The sequence below is a fragment of the Haladaptatus sp. QDMS2 genome (assembly GCF_029338295.1).
In the GTDB taxonomy this organism is placed as follows: domain Archaea; phylum Halobacteriota; class Halobacteria; order Halobacteriales; family Halococcaceae; genus QDMS2.
Genome location: NZ_CP119791.1, coordinates 2,869,004 through 2,892,444, shown reverse-complemented (window position 1 = coordinate 2,892,444; position 23,441 = coordinate 2,869,004). Strand labels below are relative to the sequence as shown.

27 protein-coding genes are annotated in these 23,441 nt (G+C 62.2%); 10 read left to right on the top strand and 17 right to left on the bottom strand.

Features of this window, described 5'->3' with window-relative positions; genetic code table 11:
• Positions 1-19: 19 nt before the first annotated feature.
• From P1M51_RS15725 to P1M51_RS15715, 3 genes are read left to right on the top strand one after another with little or no spacing between them, the layout of a single operon-like run.
• On the top strand, positions 20-1,051 hold the full coding sequence (locus P1M51_RS15725) for a branched-chain amino acid ABC transporter permease (RefSeq protein WP_276246116.1): 1,032 nt from the start codon (positions 20-22) through the stop codon (positions 1,049-1,051).
• Between the two features lie 21 nt (positions 1,052-1,072).
• Positions 1,073-1,471 (top strand): PaaI family thioesterase, encoded by a 399-nt coding sequence (locus tag P1M51_RS15720; protein ID WP_276246115.1) that lies wholly within the window; start codon positions 1,073-1,075, stop codon positions 1,469-1,471.
• Positions 1,468-2,295: an amidohydrolase family protein gene (locus P1M51_RS15715; RefSeq protein WP_276246114.1), complete on the top strand. Its 828-nt coding sequence runs from the start codon at positions 1,468-1,470 to the stop codon at positions 2,293-2,295. The genes P1M51_RS15720 and P1M51_RS15715 overlap by 4 nt, the downstream gene beginning before the upstream one ends.
• Positions 2,296-2,298: 3 nt before the next feature.
• Here the strand turns inward: P1M51_RS15715 and P1M51_RS15710 are convergent, their stop codons facing one another.
• Genes P1M51_RS15710 through P1M51_RS15700 form a run of 3 tightly spaced genes read right to left on the bottom strand, consistent with a single transcriptional unit; the run spans position 2,299 to position 4,862 of the window.
• Positions 2,299-2,916, bottom strand: coding sequence for a cyclopropane-fatty-acyl-phospholipid synthase family protein (locus P1M51_RS15710; protein ID WP_276246113.1), 618 nt, complete (start codon positions 2,914-2,916; stop codon positions 2,299-2,301).
• A gap of 54 nt (positions 2,917-2,970) precedes the next feature.
• Positions 2,971-3,999, bottom strand: coding sequence for a DUF2332 domain-containing protein (locus tag P1M51_RS15705; RefSeq protein ID WP_276274691.1), 1,029 nt, complete (start codon positions 3,997-3,999; stop codon positions 2,971-2,973).
• Between the two features lie 47 nt (positions 4,000-4,046).
• Positions 4,047-4,862, bottom strand: coding sequence for an enoyl-CoA hydratase/isomerase family protein (locus P1M51_RS15700; protein WP_276274690.1), 816 nt, complete (start codon positions 4,860-4,862; stop codon positions 4,047-4,049).
• A gap of 55 nt (positions 4,863-4,917) precedes the next feature.
• Between P1M51_RS15700 and P1M51_RS15695 the strand changes: the two genes are divergently transcribed.
• A complete protein-coding gene (locus P1M51_RS15695) occupies positions 4,918-5,688 on the top strand; it encodes an SDR family NAD(P)-dependent oxidoreductase (RefSeq protein ID WP_276246110.1) in 771 nt (256 codons plus the stop codon).
• A gap of 36 nt (positions 5,689-5,724) precedes the next feature.
• Here P1M51_RS15695 and P1M51_RS15690 read toward each other — a convergent pair whose 3' ends face one another.
• From P1M51_RS15690 to P1M51_RS15665, 6 genes are all read right to left on the bottom strand, one after another.
• Positions 5,725-6,891, bottom strand: coding sequence for a phenylacetate--CoA ligase family protein (locus tag P1M51_RS15690; RefSeq protein ID WP_276274689.1), 1,167 nt, complete (start codon positions 6,889-6,891; stop codon positions 5,725-5,727).
• 31 nt (positions 6,892-6,922) lie between these two features.
• Positions 6,923-7,372 carry a thioesterase family protein gene (locus tag P1M51_RS15685; protein WP_276246108.1) on the bottom strand — a complete coding sequence of 150 codons (450 nt, stop codon included), beginning with the start codon at positions 7,370-7,372 and terminating at the stop codon, positions 6,923-6,925.
• 493 nt (positions 7,373-7,865) lie between these two features.
• Positions 7,866-8,246: a hypothetical protein gene (locus tag P1M51_RS15680; protein WP_276274688.1), complete on the bottom strand. Its 381-nt coding sequence runs from the start codon at positions 8,244-8,246 to the stop codon at positions 7,866-7,868.
• 37 nt (positions 8,247-8,283) lie between these two features.
• Positions 8,284-8,913 carry a uracil-DNA glycosylase family protein gene (locus P1M51_RS15675; protein WP_276246106.1) on the bottom strand — a complete coding sequence of 210 codons (630 nt, stop codon included), beginning with the start codon at positions 8,911-8,913 and terminating at the stop codon, positions 8,284-8,286.
• A gap of 39 nt (positions 8,914-8,952) precedes the next feature.
• Positions 8,953-9,381, bottom strand: a complete 429-nt coding sequence (locus tag P1M51_RS15670; RefSeq protein ID WP_276246105.1) for a hypothetical protein — start codon at positions 9,379-9,381, stop codon at positions 8,953-8,955.
• A 79-nt stretch (positions 9,382-9,460) separates the two neighbouring features.
• Positions 9,461-9,688 carry a hypothetical protein gene (locus P1M51_RS15665; protein WP_276246104.1) on the bottom strand — a complete coding sequence of 76 codons (228 nt, stop codon included), beginning with the start codon at positions 9,686-9,688 and terminating at the stop codon, positions 9,461-9,463.
• A gap of 97 nt (positions 9,689-9,785) precedes the next feature.
• Between P1M51_RS15665 and P1M51_RS15660 the strand changes: the two genes are divergently transcribed.
• Together P1M51_RS15660 and ileS are read left to right on the top strand one after the other, a co-directional pair.
• The gene (locus tag P1M51_RS15660; RefSeq protein WP_276246103.1) at positions 9,786-10,037 is read left to right on the top strand and encodes a hypothetical protein; all 252 of its coding nucleotides are present in this window, start codon (positions 9,786-9,788) and stop codon (positions 10,035-10,037) included.
• Positions 10,038-10,088: 51 nt separating this feature from the next.
• Positions 10,089-13,268 (top strand): isoleucine--tRNA ligase, encoded by a 3,180-nt coding sequence (ileS, locus tag P1M51_RS15655; protein WP_276274687.1) that lies wholly within the window; start codon positions 10,089-10,091, stop codon positions 13,266-13,268.
• 159 nt (positions 13,269-13,427) lie between these two features.
• Here ileS and P1M51_RS15650 read toward each other — a convergent pair whose 3' ends face one another.
• The 5 genes from P1M51_RS15650 to P1M51_RS15630 all read right to left on the bottom strand — a co-directional run bounded on the left by P1M51_RS15650 (position 13,428) and on the right by P1M51_RS15630 (position 17,473).
• Positions 13,428-14,393 (bottom strand): hypothetical protein, encoded by a 966-nt coding sequence (locus P1M51_RS15650; RefSeq protein ID WP_276274686.1) that lies wholly within the window; start codon positions 14,391-14,393, stop codon positions 13,428-13,430.
• Between the two features lie 47 nt (positions 14,394-14,440).
• Complete coding sequence (locus tag P1M51_RS15645) at positions 14,441-15,040, bottom strand: cupin domain-containing protein (RefSeq protein WP_276246100.1); 600 nt, start codon at positions 15,038-15,040, stop codon at positions 14,441-14,443.
• Positions 15,041-15,265: 225 nt separating this feature from the next.
• A complete protein-coding gene (locus P1M51_RS15640) occupies positions 15,266-16,120 on the bottom strand; it encodes a ribose-phosphate diphosphokinase (protein ID WP_276274685.1) in 855 nt (284 codons plus the stop codon).
• 43 nt (positions 16,121-16,163) lie between these two features.
• Positions 16,164-16,943 carry a hypothetical protein gene (locus tag P1M51_RS15635; RefSeq protein WP_276274684.1) on the bottom strand — a complete coding sequence of 260 codons (780 nt, stop codon included), beginning with the start codon at positions 16,941-16,943 and terminating at the stop codon, positions 16,164-16,166.
• 77 nt (positions 16,944-17,020) lie between these two features.
• Positions 17,021-17,473: a hypothetical protein gene (locus P1M51_RS15630; protein ID WP_276246097.1), complete on the bottom strand. Its 453-nt coding sequence runs from the start codon at positions 17,471-17,473 to the stop codon at positions 17,021-17,023.
• Positions 17,474-17,553: 80 nt separating this feature from the next.
• On the opposite strand from P1M51_RS15630, the gene P1M51_RS15625 reads away from it, so the two are divergent.
• From P1M51_RS15625 to glmM, 4 genes are all read left to right on the top strand, one after another.
• Complete coding sequence (locus P1M51_RS15625; protein ID WP_276246096.1) at positions 17,554-17,742, top strand: HVO_2922 family protein; 189 nt, start codon at positions 17,554-17,556, stop codon at positions 17,740-17,742.
• Between the two features lie 272 nt (positions 17,743-18,014).
• Positions 18,015-19,343 carry a sodium:calcium antiporter gene (locus tag P1M51_RS15620; RefSeq protein ID WP_276246095.1) on the top strand — a complete coding sequence of 443 codons (1,329 nt, stop codon included), beginning with the start codon at positions 18,015-18,017 and terminating at the stop codon, positions 19,341-19,343.
• 33 nt (positions 19,344-19,376) lie between these two features.
• Positions 19,377-19,934 (top strand): hypothetical protein, encoded by a 558-nt coding sequence (locus tag P1M51_RS15615; RefSeq protein ID WP_276246094.1) that lies wholly within the window; start codon positions 19,377-19,379, stop codon positions 19,932-19,934.
• Between the two features lie 209 nt (positions 19,935-20,143).
• Positions 20,144-21,529 carry a phosphoglucosamine mutase gene (gene glmM / locus P1M51_RS15610; RefSeq protein ID WP_276246093.1) on the top strand — a complete coding sequence of 462 codons (1,386 nt, stop codon included), beginning with the start codon at positions 20,144-20,146 and terminating at the stop codon, positions 21,527-21,529.
• Here the strand turns inward: glmM and hisI are convergent, their stop codons facing one another.
• The 3 genes from hisI to fer form a co-directional block, all read right to left on the bottom strand.
• Positions 21,530-21,892, bottom strand: a complete 363-nt coding sequence (hisI, locus tag P1M51_RS15605; protein WP_276246092.1) for a phosphoribosyl-AMP cyclohydrolase — start codon at positions 21,890-21,892, stop codon at positions 21,530-21,532.
• A gap of 35 nt (positions 21,893-21,927) precedes the next feature.
• Positions 21,928-22,911 (bottom strand): A24 family peptidase, encoded by a 984-nt coding sequence (locus P1M51_RS15600; protein WP_276246091.1) that lies wholly within the window; start codon positions 22,909-22,911, stop codon positions 21,928-21,930.
• A gap of 102 nt (positions 22,912-23,013) precedes the next feature.
• Positions 23,014-23,403 (bottom strand): ferredoxin Fer, encoded by a 390-nt coding sequence (gene fer, locus P1M51_RS15595; RefSeq protein ID WP_276246090.1) that lies wholly within the window; start codon positions 23,401-23,403, stop codon positions 23,014-23,016.
• Between the last annotated feature and the right edge of the window lie 38 nt (positions 23,404-23,441).

Sequence of the window (23,441 nt, the reverse complement as noted above, 5' to 3'; positions counted from 1 at the left end):
TCCATCGCGGAGGTGTCCCATGCCCTGCGGTGAGTACTTCACGGACTACGGGTCACGGATGGGCCTGTTCCGCTGGCGAACCCAGCGCATCGCGCTGGCACTCGCCCTGCCGATTCCGTTCTTGCTCCCGTTCGTGCTGGGCGGCGGGACGGTGTCGCTGCTGTCGAAGATTTACATCTTCGCCATCGCGGTGCTCGGCCTGAACGTCATCCTCGGCTACGCCGGGGAAATCGTCCTCGCGCAGGGGGCGTTCATGGCGATCGGCGCGTACAGCACCTCGCGGATGCTCGGGACGGGGGCGGGACTGCTGCCCTCGATGGTCATTGGCGGCCTCGTCGCCGCGGGCGTCGCGGTGGCCTTCGGCCTGCCCGCCTTCCGCGTCAAGGGCTTCTACATCGCCATTTCGACGCTCGCCCTGCAGTTCATCGCCGAGTGGTTCTTCCTGAACGACAAGGCGACGTTTATCCACGGCGGCGTCCAGCAGTCGATTCCCGTGGACGTCGGCCTCATCGGCGGGTTCGTCTCGGTGAGTTCGCGGACGGACATCTACTTCGTCGCGCTCGTCTCGATGCTTCTCTTTGCGATGCTCTCGCTCAACCTGAGTCGGACGGGCATCGGCCGGTCGTTCCGTGCGGTCCACGAGAACGACCTCGCGGCCGCCGTGCTGGGCATCAACGTGTTCCAGAACAAACTGCTCGCGTTCGCCATCGGCGGGTTCATGATTGGCTTCTCCGGGGGCCTCTACGCCATCTGGATTGGCTTCTTGGACCCCGGCTTCTTCACCATCGAGCTGACGCTGGAACACTACGTCATGTTGCTGTTTGGCGGCCTCGGACGGGTCTGGGGCGCGCTGCTCGGCGTGGCCGTCGTGTCGTTCCTGCTCGATTACCTGCGGAACTTCTTCACGGCGTACGCCGGCGACGCGACGGCGCTGATTCCCGTCATCTTCGGCGCGGTCATCATCATCGTGCTGGCCGTCGAGCCAAAGGGGGTGCTGGCTGCGCTCGGCCAGCTCAAGGAATATCTCAGGAAGTGGCCATACGCCTATTAGCGGATGGCCACAACTGACCCCATGGACCGGACGCAAACCGCCCGCTCTCTTCTCGATATTTTGCCGTTCCACAAATCCCACGGCATCGAAATCGTCGAGGTTACCGAAGACACGGCCACGACGCGCATTCCGTTCGACGAGGACCTCGTCGGCAACCCCGACGTGCCCGCCATCCACGGCGGCGTCCTCTCGGCGCTCGTGGACCTGACCGGCGCGGCGCTGTTCGTCGGAAATCTGGGCCGGTACACGCCGACCATCGACATGCGCGTCGATTACCTCAGCCACGCCGGCGAAGAGACGCTCGTCGGGAACGCGAGGCTCCGCCGAAAGGGCGGGTCGATTGGCGTCGCCGACATCGAGATTCGCGCCGGAGACACGCTCTGTGCCACCGGGGTCGGCACGTACAAACTCTCGCCATGACCTTCGCACCAGCAACCGACTGCCACGTCCACCTGATGCCGGACACGCTGATGGCTGCCATCCGCGATGCGCTCCACGACGCCGCCGCGTGGGAGTTCGACCACCCGACCGACCGCGAGTCGATGGAGGCAGAACTCACGGAGGCAGGCGTCTCCCGATACATCGCCCTGCCTTACGCCCACAAGCCTGGCATCGCTGACGACCTCAACGACTGGGTGCTCGCCCGGTGTGCCGACTCCGAGATGGCCGTGCCCTTTGCAACCGTCCACGGCGACGACGAGGTGGACGCGGTGGTCAGACGGGCGTTCGAGAACGGCGCACGCGGCCTCAAATTCCAGTGCCCGGTCCAGGGCTGTGGCCCCGCCGACCCGCGCCTCGACCCCGCCTTCGAGTTGGCCGCCGAGTACGACCGGCCCATCATGTTCCACGCCGGTACCGCGCCGATGTTCCACGACAACCCACACGTCGGTTACGACCAGTTCGCCCAGTTCGTGGAGAACTATCCCGAGGTGCGGGCGTGCTGTGCCCACATGGGAACCTACGAACACGAGGCGTTCATCGAGTGCGCCCGCGAGAACGAACAGGTGTTCCTCGACACGACGTTCGCGATGTCCGCTGGGGCCCAGCGATTCATGGACTTCGACCCGGCGACGATTCCCGATTCGGTGATCGAGGACCTCGCCGGGTCGATTATGTACGGCTCTGATTACCCGAACATCCCGTATCCCTACGACGACGAACGGGCGCTGTTGCTCGAACGCGACCTCTCTGACGAGGCATTCGACCAGTTGTTCCGGGGGGCCGCAGAGCGGTTCCTCGGGTAAGCGTTACGCCGTCGGGTTCTTCGCGATGACGATTTCTGCGGCGTGTTGGTGGGATTCACCGCCCGATTCGTTCTCGAAGATGAGGGTGTCGCGTTCGAGAACGTTCCACGACGAGTAGTACGATTCCAATTCACCCTGTTCGTAGAAATATTCGTTCTCGGTCCAGTCGGGAGCCGTCGGAACGGCTGGGTGGTCTACGAACGCGAACATCGTGTGGATGCCACCGGGATTCGTCATCTCCTGGAAGTGCTGGAACTGTGCGTCGCGATTTTCTGGCTGGATGTACTGAATCGCGCCACACGAATAGACCACGTCGACGGGTTCTGGGAGTGCCAGTTCGTTCGCGTCGGCTTCGAGCGTCTCGATAGCCACACCGTGGGCGGCAGCCAGTTGACGCGCCTTTTCGAGGCCGTTCGGGGAGACGTCTGTAGCGTAGGCGTCGAAGCCCTGTTTTGCGAAGTACACCACGTCACGGCCTTCGCCTGCTCCGATGTCGATGACCGTGGGCGTCGTGTTCGCTGTCGAAACGAGGGACGCAGTTTTGCGAGCCAGGTCGTTCGGCTCGGTTCCCCAGTAGTACTCCTCCTGTTCGTAGCGTGCCTCACAGGTCTCGAAGTCCATCGTCTCGGCCGACTCGACGTACCGTGAAAAGCGTATAGGCCCAGCGTCGTCAGCCTATTCGTGCCAGTCGATCCACCGACCGTGCGCCTCGTAGGCCGCGAGCGTGCCAGCCGATTTCTCGCCATTTTCGTACGCAACGTACCGGACTTCGGGCGTCTCGCCGTGCCACTCCCAGTTCGCCCAGAACAGGTCTCGTGACTGGCCGATGTCGGCGACGAGGGCCGCGAAGTCAGCTTGCTGTTCTTCGGTGAACTGGTAGAGGACGTGCGTGTTGTATATGCAGAGGTGTTCGTCTTCTGGGACGCGGTTGCAGAGCGTTTTCAGGTCGGCGAGCGCGTCGCCTTCGACGAGTTCCGGTGGTGACTCGCGAGCCACAGAGACGGCGGCCTCGATTCGTTCGCGACGGGACTCATGTTCCGGCCAGATGAGCGCACGGAGCCACTTGACGTCCGCTTCGTTCTCCACCGAGAGCGTGTTGAGGTTGATACCGAGACGCGACCCGACCGCAGGAAGCGATTCTGGGAGTGGTGGGACGCCGTCGTTTCGGACGTCGCAGGACAACTGGAGCGGAGCGGCTGGGTCGCCCACTCGCCACTGCCCGCCGTACTCGTAGCCGTAGCGGTCCCAGAGCAGGTTCAGGCCGGCGCTACAGCCGATTTCGACGAGGCCGAGCGGGGTTTGGTCGGTTCGGTGGGAGACGTGTTCGAACACGGGGAGGAGAATCGAACTGCGGCCGAGAACGTTCGTCTGCACCCGGCGTGACCCGAGGAGGGCGACGAGTGTCGCTCGATTCTCCAGGCAGAATTCTCTGAACAGTTGGTCAGCTTCCTCGGCGGGCGATGCTGGGTCGTCGACGATGCTCGAAAAGTACGCCGCGAGCGGGTGGTCGGGCCGGTTGAACAAGAGATACTGGACGGCGGCGAACAGCAGGTTCGGTGCTGGTTGGTCGGCAGGTGAGTGTCCGGCGAGGGCGAGGAGTTTGGGGTCGGCGGCGACAGAATGTGCGAGTGATTCGTAGAGTGGAGACGAGTCACGCGCTTCCCGGGTGGCTAAGGTTTCGAAAACCGAAGTCAGAGCTGTCATCAACAGTAATCCTCCACAGAGCAGTGAGAAGAGTGTTTGCGTCGCAGTCAGTCTCGCGTCCGGGGTTGGGTGCCGGTGAACTCGCGGGGTTTCAGTTCCTCGCGCTTCAGGAAGGCGTCGGCGCGCTCTGTGAACTCTGCTGAGGCCCAGACGTTCGCGGTCATGTCGCGGGCCATCTCCTCTGCGAGCAGGCCGAAGTTCGTCCACGGCTTGAGGATGGTCTTGATGGTACGGTAGGCCTGTGGACTCTTCGTGTCCACGATGGTCTGGAGCAGTTCGACGGCCGCGTCCTCGGCGGTTCCGTCCTCGACCGTCCGATTGATGAGGCCGATACGTTCTGCTTCGACTGCAGAGAGCAGGGAGCCAGTCAGAAGCATCTCCCGGGCGCGCTTCTCGCCGACGATGAGCGGGAGCAGTTGGACCCCACCCCCCGCGGCAGTCGAGCCGACGCCGACCTCTGGCTGGCCAAAGCGGGCAGACTCACCGGCGACGATGAGGTCACACCCCATCACGAGTTCGTTGCCGCCGGCGACGCAGGTGCCCTCGATGGCGGCGACGGCGGGTTTGCCCGTGTCCCGAAGCATGTCGATTGCCTCGAAGTAGGTGGTGAGCCAGCGCGCGCCTTCCTCGAACGTGAGGCCGTTGAGTTCGCCCAAATCAGCCCCGGCGCAAAACGTGTCGCTCGTCGAAGTCAGGAGGATGCCCTGCACAGCGGCATCCTGGTCGGCCCGGTCGAAGGCGTCGTAGAGTTCGAGCACCATCCGCTCGTCCAAGACGTTGTGTCGGTCCGGGTTGTCGAGGCGGACGGCGGCGATTCGGTCGTCTGCCGCGAGGGTCTCGTGGACGATTCGCTCGTAGGACATGTTCCGTGGAAACACACCCCAATAGTATAACTCCTCTGCGGGAGTCGATTCGGCCATGCGCGGACTCGCAGGAAAGACGGCGTTCGTCACCGGCAGCGGCGGGGGTATCGGCGCGGCTATCGCAACGCGACTCGCCGAGGAAGGGGCGACCGTGGCGGTAAACGACATCGACGCAGACCGGGCCGCAGAGACAGTCGCGGCGATTCGGGAAGGTGGCGACGAGGCGTTCGCCGCCGTTGCAGATGTGACCGACTTAGAAGACGTGCGGGCCGCGATGGCGGCGACGGTCGAGGAGACAGGTCGCCTCGACGTGCTCGTGAACAACGCCGGGTGGGACCGCATGGAGTGGTTCCTCAAACAGGACCCCGGCGTCTGGGACCGCATCATCGACATCAACCTGAAGGGGCAACTCTACTGCTCGCGAGCGGCAGCGGAAATTATGACCGACCGCGACGAGGGTGGGCGCATCGTCAACATCGCCTCGGACGCAGGCCGGGTCGGCAGTTCCGGCGAGGCCGTCTACTCGGGGGCAAAAGGCGGCGTCATCGGGTTCACGAAGACGCTCGCCCGGGAACTCGCCCGTGACGGGATTACCTGCAACGTCGTCGCGCCGGGTCCCGCGGACACGCCCCTGACGCGAGCGATGCGCGAGGAGTCAGAACTCGCAGAAAAGATTCTCGGCAGCATGGCCAAACAGATTCCCCTCGGGCGAATGACCGAACCCGAAGACGTGGCCGCGGCGGTGGCCTACTTCGCCTCTGACGACGCGGGATTCGTCACCGGACAGGTGCTCTCTGTGTCGGGCGGTCTGACGATGAACGGGTAGCGGCTGGGTCGCACGGTTCGCGGTGTGGACGGTCGCTCAGTAGCGTTCGTCCACGACCGAGGGACCGTCTTCGAGTTCTGCGACGAGTTCGACCTCGTTCGGTTTGATGAGCAGACGCTCTGCGAGGGCGTCCCGCAGTTCCTCGCGGTCTGCCTCCCCCTCGCAGACGATGGCGAGGTGGTCGGTCGCGTCGGGCCGGGAGACGGTGAGTCGGTAGTTGCCCGTGAGACCGTCGAATCCAGCGAGGACGAGGCCGACAGCCTCGGGATAGAGCTTCACGCCTTTCACTTTCAGGCGGCCGTCGGTTCGCCCAATCACGCCGTTCGGCAGGACGACGCGGCCGTCGCGCACGCCCACGTCCGCGAGGTCGCCGGTGCGGTAGCGGACGAGCGGTGCACCCTCCTTTTTGACGTGCGTGACGACGAGTTCGCCGCGGTTTCCGGGGCCGACCACTTCGCCCGTGTCCGGGTCTACGACCTCGACGAGCGCGTAGTCGGTGGTGACGTACAGGCCGTCCTCGGCGGTGGTCTCGGCGGCGACCGGGAGAATCTGACGCGACCCGAAGTAGTCACACGCCGTCTCACAGCCGAGTGCTTCCTTCACTTCCTCGCGGAGGCCGGGAATCGAGGTGAACGGTTCGCCCGCGCCGACAAAGCGGTTCACGTGCCCGCCCGCAGCACCGATTTTCAGCGCGTAGCTTGGATTCCCGATGAGGGCGTCGACGTCGAATTCGTCGATGACGCTCGCCGCCTGCTCGGAATCGCCGGGGCCGAGCGGGATGACCTCCGCGCCGAGTTGTTCTAAGCCGCGATGGATGAGCAGGCCTGTCCCGAATAGGTGGTAGCCGAACGTGTTGAGCACCCGGTCACCGCGCCTGATGCTGGCGCGTTCGAAGACGGTCGCGTTCACCGCCGCCATGTGTTCTAAATCCGGTTGCGTGTCGAAGACCGGCTTGAGGTCGTCGCCCATCGGGGTGAAGCAAATCATCGACTCGCCGGGGTAGCAGGAGCCCTCCGGTGGATTCGCCTCGAAGTCGGCTTCGAGTTCGTCGGCGGTCGTGAACGGAACGTCGCGAAAATCCTCCCACGAGTCTATCGCCGCGGGGTCGATGCCCGCTTTGTCGAACTTCGCTCCGTAGAAGTCGTACGCTGCGACCCGTTCGAGCTGAGCGCGAACCGCGCCGAGTGTCTCGTCGTCGTACATACTGAGAGGTGTGTTGCCACACTGCATAAAATCAGAGGGCGGCGCGAAAGCGCGCCCGGTCGACGACGCGAAACACGAGAGCCACCTCACCGACGAGTCGTCCGTCGTGCGAGACGGTGGCTTCGAGGGAGAGTTTCGGCCCCTCCACGCCGGTAAGTAGGGTTTCGACGGTGACGGTCGCCCCGAGCGGTGCGGCGCTGCGGTGGTCGAGACCGACGTACTCGCCGACCGTCCCGGTCCCCTCGGGGAGGTGGCCTCGGAGCGATTCGCGGCCGGTGAACTCGGCGAAGGAGACGACGAACGGCGACCCCAGGACGCGCACTGCTTCCTCGGGGGAAGCGTCGGCGGCGGCGGGTTTCCCGGCTGGGTCGTCCTGCTCGCCGAAGACATTCGTCGTGTGGCGGCGCTCAACGATGAACCGGCGGGTGTGCGTGACGGACTGGTCACGGAGTCTGGCCAGCGCGTCGCGGTCGACGGACATTGTCGACGAGACGCAGGGCCGAAAGAAAAGTTGGTGTGTTTGAGGCGGTCGAGACACTCGTGGACGAAGCCACGGACTACCTGCGTGCTCTCGGGTTCGAGCGAGAACACGGTCCCCGTCTGTTCACCCTGGATGAGGTGGACGAGCGTCGCCTCTTCGAACAGTCGAATTGTGGCGTGGAGATTCGAAAACGGATAGTTGTAAACCTCCGATTCGGTCGACTCCTCGCGCAACCGACGCATCGCGTGTGGGTATCTCTGTTCGAGTTTGGTTCTGTCGACGTCGTCTCTGAAATACAGAAACTGCGACCCCTCCGCATCGTAGTACACGACCCCTCGAAGACTTTCTCTCGCCTTCCGTTTCAGAAACGGCACGAGATCTTTCGCGTGTCGAAATGACATAGCCCCTTTTGACAATTCTCGTGGACGATGAAAACAAAAAGGGTGGAATAGTCATGCCCGACAGATAATCGACAGCAGGCGCTGGCGCATGACTATTTCAGATACGCCGCGCACTCTTTGACGAATCCGTTGAGTTGACGCGCCACCCCGCTATCGAGGGTCACGACAGTGCCGTGATCCACCCCCTGTGGGAAGTGAAGGAGGACACCTTGGCCGAACAAGTGCACAGTTGCGTTCAGGTCCTCGAAGGGGAGGGCACCGATGCCCTCGAGCTGAGACTCTTGTCGGAGGATTTCGAGTCCGGGTTCCACAGACCGTCGGATTCGCTCGCGGTCGAGGTCGTCGCGGAGGTGTAACAGTTCAATCGTGTCAGACGAGTAGAAGGCAACGGCCCGGAGCGACCCGCCTACTCTTTGCTCGAGAAACGACACCAACTCCTTCGCATTGTCCTTGTACATCGGCCCACTTGTCATATAGGAAGAATTTCATATAAAATACGTGGCCGACGAGTTAGGCTTCGAACCCGTCTAACTGCGTCCGAATCGCCTCCAGATACGACTCGTAGGTGAAATCGAGTCGCGAGAGCCAGACCGCCTGGTAGGACGGATGTAACAGCGGCAGAAGGGTGACTTCCAGGGTTGGACAGTCGATGGGTGTGAGGACCGCGTCGAGGAAGCCGTCGAGTGCGATGGATTCCATCGCGAGGACGGACCGCGTCGCGTGTTTCCCGGTCGTGAGGACGGCGTGCGGACGGATGGCCGAGAGTTCGTCTACGAGATGCGAGCGACAGTTCGCAAGCTCGGTGTCTCGAGGTGCGCGGTTCGACTCCCCGTCTTTCGGGTAGCACTTGGCCGCGTTTGTGTAGTAGCAGTCTTCGGGTCCGTACCCGAGGTCTGCCATGAGCCGGCGAACCGTTCGCCCAGAGTGGCGAGACGTGTAGGCCATGCCCGTCCAGTTTCCACCCTTCCACGTGTCCGCGGTCGAGTCGCCCGCAGCGGGCGCTTCGCCGATAACGACGAGCGTCGCGTCGAGCGGCCCGTTCCCCCAGGCGATGCACTCGCGTGCCTCGACCAGGGCCGGACAGCGGCGACAGTCGGCAACGAGTTCATTGCGCGTCGTCGGGTCAGGAAACGGCACCATATCCGCAGTGTTGCGGCGGTGACGGCTTAACGAAGCGGGCTACAGGTAGACTTCGCAGTCGGTGATGAACGATTTGAGGTTTCGTGCCGCGCTCTGGTCGAGCGAGACGACGACGCCACAGGCACAACCCTGTGGCATGTGTATCACGACTGCGTCGTCGAAGAGCCGGACGGTCGCCCGCAGCGACTCGTACGGGAAGATAGATTCCTCTGAAAGCGGTGCTTCGAATCGTAAGTGAGAGATGATACCGGTCACATCGCCGTCGTCTACGGACCCTTCGAGGTCGGTCCGCGTATAGAGTAACTCGTAGACGGTGGCATCGTAGTACGCGACCCAGCACAGCGCGTCGCCGGCCCGCCCGCCGAGAAATTCGACGAGTTCCAGCGTGCGCTCTCGGTGTCTGTTCGCGTGCTTCGCCTGTGCTGCGCTCTGTTCAGTAAGTCCCCCAATCCCCATCTCAGTCTTCATTTCCCCAGCTGAATAACAACACAAGAGAATATCAATGTATCTGGAATATTTGTGATTTCTGATAGTCGCGGTGGCAGAGTCACTCCGTCAAAGGGAGGATGATACCGAAAAACAGCGGCACGAGCAGCGCCCCGAGGACGCCGATCACTTCGAGGTCGAAAAAGAGCGTTTCCTCCCAGGCGGGCAGCGACGAGTACAGCGCGTGCCCGATGAGTTCACCGCCCGCGCCGATTGCGAACAGGCCGAGGCTCAACAGAAAGCCCAGTTTCGTCACCGCAGCGTAGTCGATGTTTCCGTAGCGTCCCATGACACGTCGTTTCCCGGCGGATAGCTAAAATGTTCTGCGACCGAGTGTGACACAGTATCACGAAAAGTAGATAACGAGCGGTCAAATGAGTGGGAGTATGAGAGAACTACTCGTCGACCTCGGCGCGGAGCTGTTCGCGGTGCTCGTGTACGCCGTGGGCGCTGGCGCACTCACCACACTGAGTGTGGCCGCCGAACTCACCGGCTTCGAAACGATTGCCACGGGCGACCTGACGATGGGCCTCTGGTTCGCGTTCATGGGCGTCGTCCTCGGCTACTTCGGCATCGTTCTCATCGGCCGCGGAAAGTTGCTGCCCGCACTGTTCGCCCTCGGCACGAGCGACAATTGAACCGACAGTCTAACCGATTCTCCTTTAATCCCTGAGAGGGTTCACCACTGTATGAGCAGGTTTGCTGACGTCGACGACCAGTACGACCCCGACGCCGTAGAGGAGCGGGTGTTCGACTACTGGGACGACGTCGACGCCTACGAGCAGACGAAACAACACCGACAGGAGGCCGAGACGTTCTTCTTCGTCGACGGCCCCCCGTACACCTCCGGGGCCGCCCACATGGGCACCACCTGGAACAAGACGCTGAAAGACGCGACCATCCGCTACAAGCGGATGCAGGGGTGGAACGTCACCGACCGTCCGGGCTACGACATGCACGGCCTCCCCATCGAGACGAAAGTCGAGGAGAAACTCGGCTTCGAGAACAAGAAGGACATCGAGGCGTTCGGCATCGAGAACTTCATCGACGAGTGCAAGCAGTTCGCCGACGACAACCTGGAGGGCCTCCAGTCTGACTTCAAGTCCTTCGGCGTCTGGATGGACTGGGAAAACCCCTACCGAACCGTCTCCCCCGAATACATGGAAGCCGCGTGGTGGGGCTTCAAGCAGGCCCACGAGCGCGGCCTCGTCGAACTCGGCAAACGCTCCATCAACCAGTGTCCACGCTGTGAGACGGCCATCGCCGATGCCGAGGTCGAATACGACGAAATCGAGTCGCCATCTATCTACGTGAAGTTCCCGCTCCGCGACCGCGAGGGCTCGCTCGTCATCTGGACGACCACCCCGTGGACCATCCCGGCGAACACGTTCGTCGCGGTCGGCGAGGACATGACCTATCAGGCCGTGAAGGCGACGAAAGACGGTGAGAGCGAGGTACTCTACCTCGCCGAACCGTGCGTCGAAGGCGCGCTCAAAGAGGGGCGCTACGACGACTTCGAAATCCTCGAAGAAGTCACGGGCGCGGACATGGTCGGTTGGGAGTACGACCACCCGCTCGCAGACGAAGTGCCAGACCACGCCGCATTCGAGGGTGCCGGACAGGTCTACACCGCGGACTACGTCGAAGCAGACCGCACGGGCCTCGTCCACTCCGCACCCGGCCACGGGCAAGAGGACTTCGAGCGCGGGACAGAACTCGGTCTCGACATCTTCTGCCCCGTCGCCGGTGACGGAACGTTCACCGAACAGGGTGGCAAGTACGAAGGCCAGTTCGTCCGCGACGCGAACGAGAACGTCATCGCCGACCTAGAGGCGAAGGACCTGCTCCTCGCCTCGGGTCGACACCGCCACCGCTACGGCCACTGTTGGCGCTGTGACACGGACATCGTCTTCCTCGCCACCGACCAGTGGTTCATCACGGTCAGCGACATCAAAGACGAACTCCTCGACAACATCGAGAATTCCGAGTGGCATCCAGACTGGGCACGCGACAACCGCTTCCGCGACTGGGTCGAGAACGCCCGCGACTGGAACGTCTCCCGGCAGCGTTACTGGGGCATCCCCATCCCAATCTGGATGTGCGACGACGCCTCCTGTGGCCACCTGAACGTCGTCGGCACGCGCGAGGAACTCGCCGCACGCGTCCACGAGGACGTCGACCCGAACAAGGTGGACCTCCACCGCCCGGCCGTCGACCCACTCACCATGTCGTGTGCGGAGTGTGGCGCGGACGCCCACCGCGTCCCCGACGTGTTCGACGTGTGGCTCGACTCCTCGGTCGCCTCGTGGGGCACGCTCGACTACCCATCGGAGACAGAGCGATTCGACGAACTCTGGCCGGCAGACCTCATCATCGAGGCCCACGACCAGACGCGCGGGTGGTTCTGGTCGCAACTGGGCATGGGCACCGCCGCACTCGGCGAGATTCCGTACAAGGAGGTTCTCATGCACGGCTTCGCGAACGACAAGGACGGTCGCAAGATGTCCAAATCAGTTGGCAACGTCGTCGAACCCCACGAGGCAATCGACAAGCACGGTTCGGACGCGATGCGTCTGTTTCTCCTCTCGGTGAACCCACAGGGTGAGGACATGCGCTTCTCGTGGGACGAGATGGCGACCATGCAGCGCCACCTCAACATCCTCTGGAACGTCTTCCGGTTCCCGCTGCCGTACATGCGCATGGACGGCTTCGACCCCGAAGCCCAGACCGTAGACGACGTGACCCTCGACCAGGAAGACCGCTGGCTGCTCTCGCGACTCCAGACGGTCAAGCAGTCCATGACCGCGTCGATGGACGACTTCCGCTACGACCGCGCCGTCGGGACGCTCGTCGACTTCGTCGTTGAGGACGTCTCACGATTCTACATCCAGGTCGTCCGCGAGCGCATGTGGGAGGAGGCCGAATCCGACTCCAAGACGTCCGCGTACACGACGTTCTACCACGTCCTCTCGGAAGTCGTCGCGCTGCTCGCGCCGTTCGCACCGTTCATCACCGAGGAAATCTACCAGAACCTCACCGGTGACGCAGGCTACGACACGGTCCACATGTGCGACTGGCCTGAGTACGACCGGGCACTCCACAACGAGCAGTTAGAGTGGGAGATGACGGTCGTCCGCGCCGTCGAGGAAGCCGGGTCGAACGCCCGCCAACAGGCAGAGCGCAAACTCCGCTGGCCGGTCACGCGCATCGTCGTCGACGCCACAGATGACCGGGTGGCAGCGGCCGTCCGGTCGCAGGCCACACTCGTCGCAGACCGGCTCAACGCCCGCACCATCGAGGTCATCGACCCCGAGGACTCGTGGGGCGAACTCTACTACAGCGCAGAAGCCGACATGAGCCTGCTCGGCCCCGCCTTCGGCGGTGACGCCGGGAAAGTCATGAACGCGCTCAACGAGGCCCGCATCGAAGCGCCGTCGCTCTCCGCGCTCGAAGACGCCGTGAGCGAGCAACTCGGCGAGGACATCGAACTGGAGGAGGACATGGTCACTTTCGTCACGAAGACGCCGGAGGGGACGAGTGCTGCCTCGTTCTCGCTCGAAGGTGGCGCACAGGGCACCGTCTACGTGGACACCACGCTCACCGAGGACATCGAGAGCGAGGGCTACGCTCGCGAGGTCATCCGCCGCGTCCAGGAGATGCGCAAAGATCTGGACCTCGACTTAGACGCCTCCATCCGCCTCGCCTACGACATCGCAGACGAGCGCGTGGCTGATCTCGTCTCGGCGCACGAGGAACTCATCGCATCCGAGGTTCGGGCCACCGACGTCGGTGCGGTCGAAGATGGCCACCGCAAGGAATGGGACGTCGAAGGCGTCACGATGACGCTCGCAATCGAGAAGGCAGCCTAATACAGAAAACCCCTCTTCTGTCGAAGATCTCGTTCTACGTATAGGTTGTTGCGGCCCTGGTGAATAGAAGGCGCAAGTCGGTCACACCGGACCTCTCGTCCGGCTAAGGCAGACAGGGAATAGCATCAAGCGGGCGGCTCCTCACGACATTCTACACGCCTATCGAGGCACCCGGTTGAGGGTTGAAACAGCCCCCTTCTCGTCGAGGGTCGCCACCAGTCGGTCCCCGTCGGCCTCGAGGACCATCTCCAATTCGAACGGGTCTTCGGAGCGAACCGTCTGGCGTTGGACCAATTCCAGTTCGATCAGGAGCCAGTCGTACCAGGGGTCGTAGCCATGATCGTCGAGAAACACGAGCACTCTCGGTTCGGTGAGTAGACACCGGTTGCTCGGAATACCGAACATCTGTTGACAGACATCACACACGATGACGTACTGAACCTCGAAGATGGTGTCACACGACTCACAGCGACGGCCCGGTTCGACATGGTGGTCCTCACAGACATGGGGCGTCGCGCTCGTGGTTCCGGTGCAGTCGGGACAGACCCCCTCCACTGCGGACATGATTTGGTGTTTCACCCTGACATCCAGTGCCCGGTAGAACTCCTCTGGGTCCCGGCTGCGGGTGCCGACCGGCGAGAGCGAATCGGTCAGGCTCAATGCCCCATCGAACCCAGTGCCACCGAACGCTCCCTCGCACTCGGTGCACCTGATCGCAAAGTATCCACGGGTCAGGTCGGTGTTGCACTCGAAGACGGTCTGTCCCCCACAGATTTCGCACGGCTTGTCGTTCGGGACCGTCTCGAACACGACTTCGTCGGTGAATGCCCCAGCGAGGATCGCGCTGACCACGCGCTCACCCTCCCGTCGGAGGATGTACCCATCCGCTGATTGGTGAACGAACCGGCCCAGAAGAGGCTTGAGGTGGTAGTTGAACTGCGAGCCGTCCCGCATCCCGAGGGACTTTCGCAACTCTGAGAACGCTATCGGGTGCTGCGGAACGTGTTCGTCGGGACGGCGTTGTTTCCAGAGTTCGAACAGGATGGCGAGTCGCGTCTCGTGGCCGAGTACAGCGAAAGCCCGATCCGGCGTGAGTTCGTGTTCCTGCTCTTCGTCGGAGGTCATAGGGTACACCAATAGGTGCCGGTGAATCATAACAATTATCAACAGGCCTATGTTTTCGGGTCGATTACCTCGGCCAGTTTTGCCGTCCGATGGAGCGGGAATTCGCAGTTCACCGGTGGAACGAACACCGTCGGCGGCGCGCCGTCGGGCACACCGAGGAACGTCGCGTATGCCACGGCACTGTGGCTATGGCTCGGATTCGACGCGATATGGACGTTTCCCTGCCCGGGGTCGATGAAGGCCTCGCCCGCCGAGTAGGACCGAACGATACAGTCCCGTTCGTTGACGAGTTCGAGTTCGCCTTCAACGACGCTGACGATTACTGGTCCAGGGTGGGTGTGCCATCCGGAGGTCCCTTCTGGGTCCCACGTCACTTTGGCGACGACAGTCGTCGACGCGTCCCGTGACAAATTGGAAACGACGGTTCCGCCTTCACCGTCGTACTTCATCTGAAACTTCGCGGCGACCCCGTCGAGGAATGTCGAGTGCCCGGCGAGGACTTCGACGTAGAATCCCACGGGGCTGTCGACCTTGCGGTCATCTCCCGGTTCGCCGTCGTGATTCATCGGATCGGCGGCAACGGGGACACTCGTCCCGAGTGCTGCGATGGTCAGGGCACTGGCCTTCAACACGGTACGGCGCAACACACCACCGGGCTGTTGAGTCTCACTTCTTCGGTCGACTGTATCGGTTCTGGTCATCTCTCCTCTTCGTTATCGACGCCACGGTGGAAGATAAATGTAAACTGAATTATATTTCTATCCGAAAGCGGACTGTAATTCGTTGTCCTGAATCGACTGACATGATCACCATGAGAGATGCTCAGCAAGCCAATGCTGGCAAACTTCTAAGATTTCAACAGCGCCAAAAACTCAGTTTTCAAGTGCCTCGGCAATCGCCGGGGCCACACTCACCGCGCTCACCGCACGTTCGATTGTGTCGGTGCCGTAGATGGCTTCCACGCCCGCACGAGCGAGTTTCGTCTGGGCGTTGCTCGCGAGCATCGGGTGGATGCAGGTGACGAACACCCGGTTTGGCTCACGCCCCTGGAGAATCTGGATGGACTCGCTCATCGTCGAGCCGGTGGCGATGATGTCGTCGACGAGCACCACGTCGCGCCCAGAGACTTCAGCGTCGCTCGGCGTGATTTCCACTTCGCTGCCCGAGAGACGCTTTTTCACGAAGAAGTCGGTGTCGCCCGCGCCGTAGGCGTCGCGGACGGTTCCCGCTAGGTCGATGGCTCCCTCGTCGGGCGCGAGAAAGAGGGGGTCGGTGAGGTCGTCGGGAAGGGGCGTCGCGAGGCGGTGGGCGGCGTCCACCGACGCGCAAGGGACGGAGAAGAAGTCACAGAGCAGTTCTTCGTGAGGATTCACCGTCACGACCCCATCGGTTCCGGTGGAGATTGCCCGCGCCATCGCCCGTGCGGAGACGGGTTCGCCCCGCTTGAACGACCGGTCCTGGCGGCCGTAGCCCATGTAGGGAATGACGGTCGTAATCTCCTCGGCGCCGGCCTCGCGGGCGGCGTCTTGGAGCTGGAGGAGTTCGACGTGCGCGTCGCTCGAGACGGTCGAGGAGATGACGATGGCGTGGTCGTCGTCGAAGTCGCCGACGGACGCGAGCAGTTCGCCGTCCGGGAAGTGTTCGGTCGCGGCCATCGCAAGGTCGTGGCCCGTCTCGGCGGCGAGTGCCGCCGCGAGCGCCTGCGACGCGGACCCACTTACAATCATATGAGAACGGTGTACGCAGGGTGTAAACCCATTTTCGGTCCCACTACAGCACGCAGAGTGCGTGCACGTCACGCAGTCCAAGCGGGTGAGTCCGCCAGCTCTCGCCCGCATCCGCGAGGAACGTGCCGTCTACCGTCGCCGCGTAGGTGGCCGCGTCGTAGGCGGCGTCGGCCACCTGTCCGGAGGTCGGGAGTGAGACTGCGTCCCACTCCTCGTCGGCAGCGTAGAACTTGTCCGCGGTGGCGGCGTGTGCCCGGCCGTCCTCGGCGGTGGCGACCATCGTAAAGTCGCCCTCCAGTGCCTGCATCCAGCCGTTGCCGAGGTAGTAGAGTCCGTCGGCGGTGGCTGCGTGGGGCGTCCCCGCCGTACTCACGTCGCGGACAGATTCGAGACCCGCCTCGATGCAGTCCGCGGTGGTGACCTGACAGACGCCGTCGTCGGTAGCCACGAGGTTGCCGGAGATGGCATTCACCCGCCCTGAAAGGCTCGTAATCGCAGACCAGTCGGTGGCATAGCGAGCAAGGGTACCCGCTGGCCCGCCCGCGAGCAAGACGCCGTCGTTGAACTCGACGGCCGTCGCCGGGCCGAAACCCGTCTCCACGAATTCCTCGCCGTCGTGGACAAGCACATCCTCTTCGGTGGCGACGGCGACCTGTTCGTCGTTCGCCGCGACGTCCCGTGCCGCACACTGGACGAGCAGTTCAGTCTGGCCGACCTGTGCTCCCGCAATCGAGACGGCCGCGACGCCAACGTCGGTGGCCGCGAGGACGACGGTCTTTCCCGTCTTTTCGCCGAACACTCGTTTTTCCTCGAGGCTTTGCATGGCTGACACACGGAACGGGGCAGGTGAAAGTGTTGCGGGATAGAAAGGCGACCCGTGCCGGACAAAAATGACAGCGGTCAGGCAGGGCGAGCGACGCGCCAGACTGCCTCCCCCAACCGCCAACACAGGCCGCCAACAAACGTTCCCACAGCGACGACCATCGCGAGCAGCCACGCGTTCCCGACGAGCGAGAGGTCGGAGAGACCGAGCGCGAGGGCGATGGTGAACATCGAGAACGGAAGGAGGAGACTCGCAATCGACGCAATTCCCGACGTGAGAAACAGCAATCGCTGGGGCCGCGAAAACTGGATTGCCCATGGGTGCGTGGTCGGAACTGCGAAGATGAACGCGAGAGCGACGAAACTCACCCACGCGATGGCGTAGGCGAGGAGTAATGCGAGGCCACCGGGAAACCCCTGGTCGGGGCCGGTCACCAGCGTGTGCATCTCGCCGAGGATGCTCACGAGACTCATCACCGCCAGCAAGGCGACAGGAACCTGCAGCGCACCGATTCGTTCGCGGAGGGACATGGTTCTGGTCAAATCACTGATGTGATAAGCTTTCGGGACAATCCACGCGTTCTTTGTACCGGTCGTGCGAGGTGTCAAATATGGCAACGCGCGCAACGTTCGAAGTGTTCCAGGACAACGCAGACCAGTGGCGCTGGCGACTCGTCGCCTCGAACGGCAACATCATCGCAGACAGCGGCGAAGGCTACCAGACCAAACAGGGCGTCGAGCGCGGCATCGAGAGCGTCAAAAAGAACGCCGCCAGCGCGACCGTCGAGTTCCTCGACTGACCGTCACGGTGGCGAGCGAGAGCTATCTAACCCCGAAAGAGCCGATTTCGGCGTCTTCAGCCGGTCTGCGAGTTGAATTCCCACAGACCCGCTCGAACGCGTTTTCGTGCCCTTCACGCCGTCTACCCCGAGAATTCCGCGCATGAGACGATAGCTTGTGAATTAAATATCCGTCCCTCGTTTGCCTACGTGAACGAGCAGTTCGTACACATGGACGACCTATCACCGGCCCGCGTATCGACGGGCCACTTGACGGAGGGGCGAATCGACAGATGAGACAAAAATCGCTCGGCGCAATCGCGGCAACGGTCGTGCTGACGCTGCCGTGGATTGCCGTGTGGCTTGGCCTCGTGCCGTCGCTCTCGACGGGCGCGACGGTCGTCGTGAGCGGTCTCGCCGTTCTCGGCGCGTCGTTCTTGCTCGCGTGGGGGGCAGAGACCGCAGAGAAGGACGTGCCGCGAGCGTTCGCCATCGCTGTTTTGGCGGTGCTCGCCGTTGCACCCGAATATGCGGTTGACGCACTCTACGCCTGGAACGCAGGGGTCTTCGCCGGCACAGAACGCGGCGTCGAAGCCGGTAACCTCGCCATCGCGAACATGACCGGCGCGAACCGCATCCTCATCGGCATCGGCTGGGCCGGCATCACGCTGTTCACCCTCTATCGTTCCGGGTCGTCGAAAGACTCCTCCGTCGAGCGACGGACTGGTTTCCTCGCAGACGTGGTCAAACTCGACCGCGATATCGGTCTCGAGATCGTCTTCTTGCTCGTCGCCACGCTGTGGGCGTTCCTCGTCCCACTCGGTGGCGGCATCGACATCCTCGACATGCTGTTCCTCGTCGGCCTCTACGTCGCCTACATCGCCATCATTCTCAAGGGCGACATCGAACACGAAGAACACAACGTGGGCGTTCCCGCCTACCTCCAGCGATTTCCAAAAGGCAAGCGGATTGCCACCGTCATCGCGCTGTTCGCCTTCTCCGGACTGATGATTTTCACCGCCGTCGAACCCTTCGCACATGGCCTCGAAGAACTCGGCAAGAATGTTGGCATTCCGTCGTTCTTCATGATTCAGTGGGTCGCGCCGCTGGCCTCCGAGTCGCCGGAACTCATCGTCGTCGCCTACCTGGTGAACAAGGCGCGCTCGACCGCCGGATTCAACGCGCTCATCTCCTCGAAACTCAACCAGTGGACGCTCCTCATCGGGACGCTCGTGGTGGTCTACTCCATCGCACTTGGCACCTACGGTGCGCTCCCGTTCGACCAGAAGCAATCCGGCGAAATCTGGCTCACCGCAGCCCAGTCCTTCTTCGCCATCTCGATTCTGGTGAACTTCGAAATCTCCGCCCGCGAAGCGGTCGTCCTGCTCACGCTGTTCGTCTCGCAGGTCGTCATCGAGTTCCTGCTCATCCGCGAGTACATCTCGCTCGCGATTTCGAGCTACGAACTCCTTCTCGCCTACTCGGTGCTCTACATCGTCATCGGCGCGCTTCTGTTCTTCACCCGCCGGAAGGCGTTCCGGGGCATCTTGAAGCAGACGAGGGGTACGGTTGGTGAGGCATTAGGGAGTGGGAGGAATGAGTCGGTGAGCGCGGACGACTAAAAAGGAAGAAGCTAATTTTTTACGGTGGATTTATTGGAACTCATTGAGGAAACTCTTTGCTTACTAATGACTTCCCCCAATGGACAATTCCATAAAACGTATGACAGAATAGAACATAAAATTGCCAGGGTTCAACTTCGTAGACGGGCGTTTATTTTTGGAGCGATTACCACAATAACTGTGCCATTGAGCGGATGCACCCTTGACCAAGATCCAATCCAATCAGGAACGCTGGTCATTGCGAACGACCACGACCAACCGCATACAGTCACAGTAACTGTCTCAAAAACGAGTGAAGACGACAATGATGCCCCCTTCAGAGATGACACCCAGCCACCCGAAGCTCCATCAATTTGGGATCGAACGGATGAATTTGACGTGGCAGCAGGCGGCCGAGTGCGTAAATCAACCTTCATCTCCGAAACAGGTGCATTCCATATAGTAGTTCAATTAGAGATAGGAATAAACGCAAGTACATGGCTTGGACTCGGACCAGGAGGGCCAAGCGGAGAACAGGTCACTGGGGGGTTCATTTTGGTTGATATTCACGAAGATGGGCGTTTAGGACTTAATACGCCAGTTGATGATTGAATTAACCAAATTATATAGATTGTTTTTGGTTTGGATTTAGATAGTTTTATTAAACCAATTTTGAATATTAATGACCAAACATATATACCAGCATACTGCTCATACCTGGAACCCATACTCAACAAATCCAGCAATCCTGCCCGAGACTGCCACACACCCGCCGGAGAACGTCGGAAGGCTTTCAATCAACCCGCGCTACATTTCTGTTAATGAAAGTATTCGGGTCGAGTGGCACCCGCGGTGTGGCGAACATCGAACTCACGCCGTCGTTCGCCCTGCGCGTCGCGGCGGCCGCTGGAACGGTCTGGAACGCAGACCGCGTCGCGGTCGGGCGCGACACACGAACCACCGGGCGAATGCTGGCCGACGCCGCCGCGAGCGGCCTCGCGAGTACGGGCGCAGACGTAGACCGCATCGGCGTCATCCCAACGCCGGGCCTCCAGGCATACGCAGAACGCGAGTGCATCCCTGCGCTCATGATTACGGCGAGCCACAACCCGCCCGAGTACAACGGCATCAAACTCGTCGGCGACGACGGCGTCGAACTCTCGAAACACCAGCTCGAACGCGTCGAAGGCACCATCCTCGGTGAGAAGTTCGACAAAATCCCGTGGGACGAGACGGGAAACACCCGCATCGTCGAGGGGGCACGGAAAGCGTACGTCGAAGAACTCCTCGAAGCCGTCGACCGCGAGAAAATCGCCGACGCGAACCTGACCGTCGCCCTCGACCCCGGCCACGGCGCAGGGTCGCTCACCAGCCCCGACTTCTTCCGCGAACTCGGCTGCGACGTCGTGACGGTCAACGCCCAACCGGACGGCCACTTCCCGGGTCGAGACCCCGAACCGATTCCAGAGAACCTCGCTGACCTCGGGCGACTCGTCCGGGCGGCGGACGCCGACATCGGCATCGCCCACGACGGCGACGCAGACCGGGCCATCTTCTACGACGAGAACGGGCGCTACATCGAGGGTGACGCGACGCTCGCCGCTCTTGCTGCGGCCGAACTCAAACCCGAGGACGCCACCGTCTCCGCGGTGAACGTCTCCCAGCGCCTCGTCGACTTGACCGCCGAGGTGGGCGCATCGCTCGAACTCACGCCTGTGGGAAGTACGAACATCATCACCCGCATCGAGGAACTCCAGCGCGGGGACGTCCACGTCCCAATCGCCGGGGAGGGCAACGGTGGGGTACTGTTCCCCGACTACCGCCTCGCCCGCGACGGGGCCTACACCGCCGCGAAGTTCCTCGAACTCCTCGCAGACCGACAGGCGAGCGAGGTGGTCAAGCAGTTCGAGGGGTACGAGAACATCCGGACGAAGATTCACTACGACACCGACGCCGAGTACGACGCGATGTTATTTGCCGCAGAACAGCACGCAGAGAAGGCGTCCGCGGAACTCTCGACCATCGACGGCTTCCGCCTCGACCACGGCGACGCGTGGGTGCTCGTCCGCCCGAGTGGGACCGAACCGCTCATCCGCATCTACGCCGAGGCCCACGGCAAACACCGCGCCCAGGAACTCGTCGACGGAATGTACGAGGCGCTCGTGGAGGCAAAACTGGAAGCCACGAGCGAAGCAGAAGAGGAGTAGTCAGTACACGTCGTCCGGGTCGAACGCTTTTTCGTCGACCACCTCGCCGTCTATCGTCCGGTAGAAACACGACCGGTAGCCCGTGTGGCACGCGCCGCCGCCCTCCTGCTGGACGAGGTAGAGGAGGGTGTCGCCGTCGCAATCGACGCGAATTTCCGAGACGTGCTGGACGTGACCACTGGTTCCTCCTTTCTTCCAGAGTTCGTCACGAGAGCGCGAGTAGTAGTGGGCGAGGCCCGTCTCTTTGGTCTGCTCGACTGCTTCTTCGGTGACGTAGGCGAGCATCAGCACTTCGCCCGTCTCGTCGTCCTGCGCGATGGCCGGCAGCAGGTCCTGTTCGTCGAACGCGAGGGCAATCGTCATAGTCGGGAGAAGGGAGGAGGTGGCTTTGAGTCTTTTCACGCGAGGCCAATCGCTTCGAGGATGGCGAACAGCACGTCGCCGTAGGAGAGCGCGACGAGCAGGCCGACGAACAGCGGGACGATGAACGGGATGCCAGGCGAAATCCAGACGTTCTCTGCGGTGACGAGCAAGTCGAGCCCTTCGCGGAGTTGCTGTGGCGTGGTTCCATACGCCCAGTGGTCGATGTCGTCGAGGAAGGCCTGTGCGCCCCAGGGGTCGGCGGCGGCGGGGTCTGCCGGGTCGGGTTTCGGCGACTGTTCGAGTTCGACACCGCCGTCTGCGAGCGCGCCGTCACCCGGATGATTCGGTTCCGCGGGGAGCGTCGCCGGGTCGCGGAAGGCGTTCGGGTTCGCTCTGAGTTCTTCGAGGGTGAGGCCGCGATAGCGCAGGTACATCCGAAGGGCGTCGATGTCGAGGCCACCGCGGGTGAATCCCGACGAGGTTTCGAGAATGCGACCGTACGAGCGCGTGACCTCGTCCCAAGTGATGCGCTTGCCGACGAACATCACCTTCGAGATGTCCCCGGAGAGGGCGTTGCTGAGCGTCAGGACGACTGGGTAGGCGATACCGATGAGGACGGCGTTCGTGAGAATCGTGAGCGAGAACACGCCGAGTGGCGTCCAGACGGACGGGAGTACGGTGTCGGCGATGCGGTAGACGGGGAACGTCGGGAACAACACGGCGATAACGAACAGCGCCTTCGCGTCCGCGCCGCCAAAGCCGCCAATGCGCCAGAACAGGTAGCTGAGTGGGATGACGATGCCGACGCTGAGTCCGGCCCGAATCGTGAACAGTTGGCGGGCGAATTCGCTGGCCGTGTAAGCGACGGAGGCGTCCCACGCGAACAGCGAGACCGCGAGAATCGCGAGCGGAATCCACGTCTCGTTTGGCACCCGGCGCGTCTTGATGTCGCGCCACGCCGCCCACCCGAGAATCGGGATGATGAGAAGTCGCAGGAGGTCTGGAGTCGAAGCAAACACTGACAGGAAACGCTCACTGAAACGAGTTAGCAGTTCCGGTCAGCGAGGTGGGGTAGCTGGCGCTCACGGCAGCAGCGTCGCGAAAAGGTTGCAGAGGGGCGTTTAAATGACGCGGTTCTGCAGGTAGTCGAGGTGCTTTGCGTTGTAGACGATTTTGATGTCGTCAGCAGCTGGGCTGCCGATGCAGGTCAGGCGGACGCCTTTCTCTTCGACTTCTTCGTCGGAGAGAATCTGCTGCATGTCCATCTCGATTTCGCCTTCCATGATGATTGCTGCGCAGTTTGCACAGGCACCAGCGCGGCACGAGAATGGCCAGTCGTAGCCCTGGGCCTCAGCAGCCTCGAGGACGTACTCGCCTTCGTTTACGTCGAGGGTGCCGTAGTCCTCTGCGTCGAGACCGGCGTCTGCGGCGTTCTCGAAGAGATCGTCGTCGTCAATGTCCCAGCCCTGGTCGTCCAGTACTTCGTAATTGAGGTATTCTACCGTGGGCATCAAGCCTCGGTTGGGTGGCCTGCTTGTTAGACCTTGCT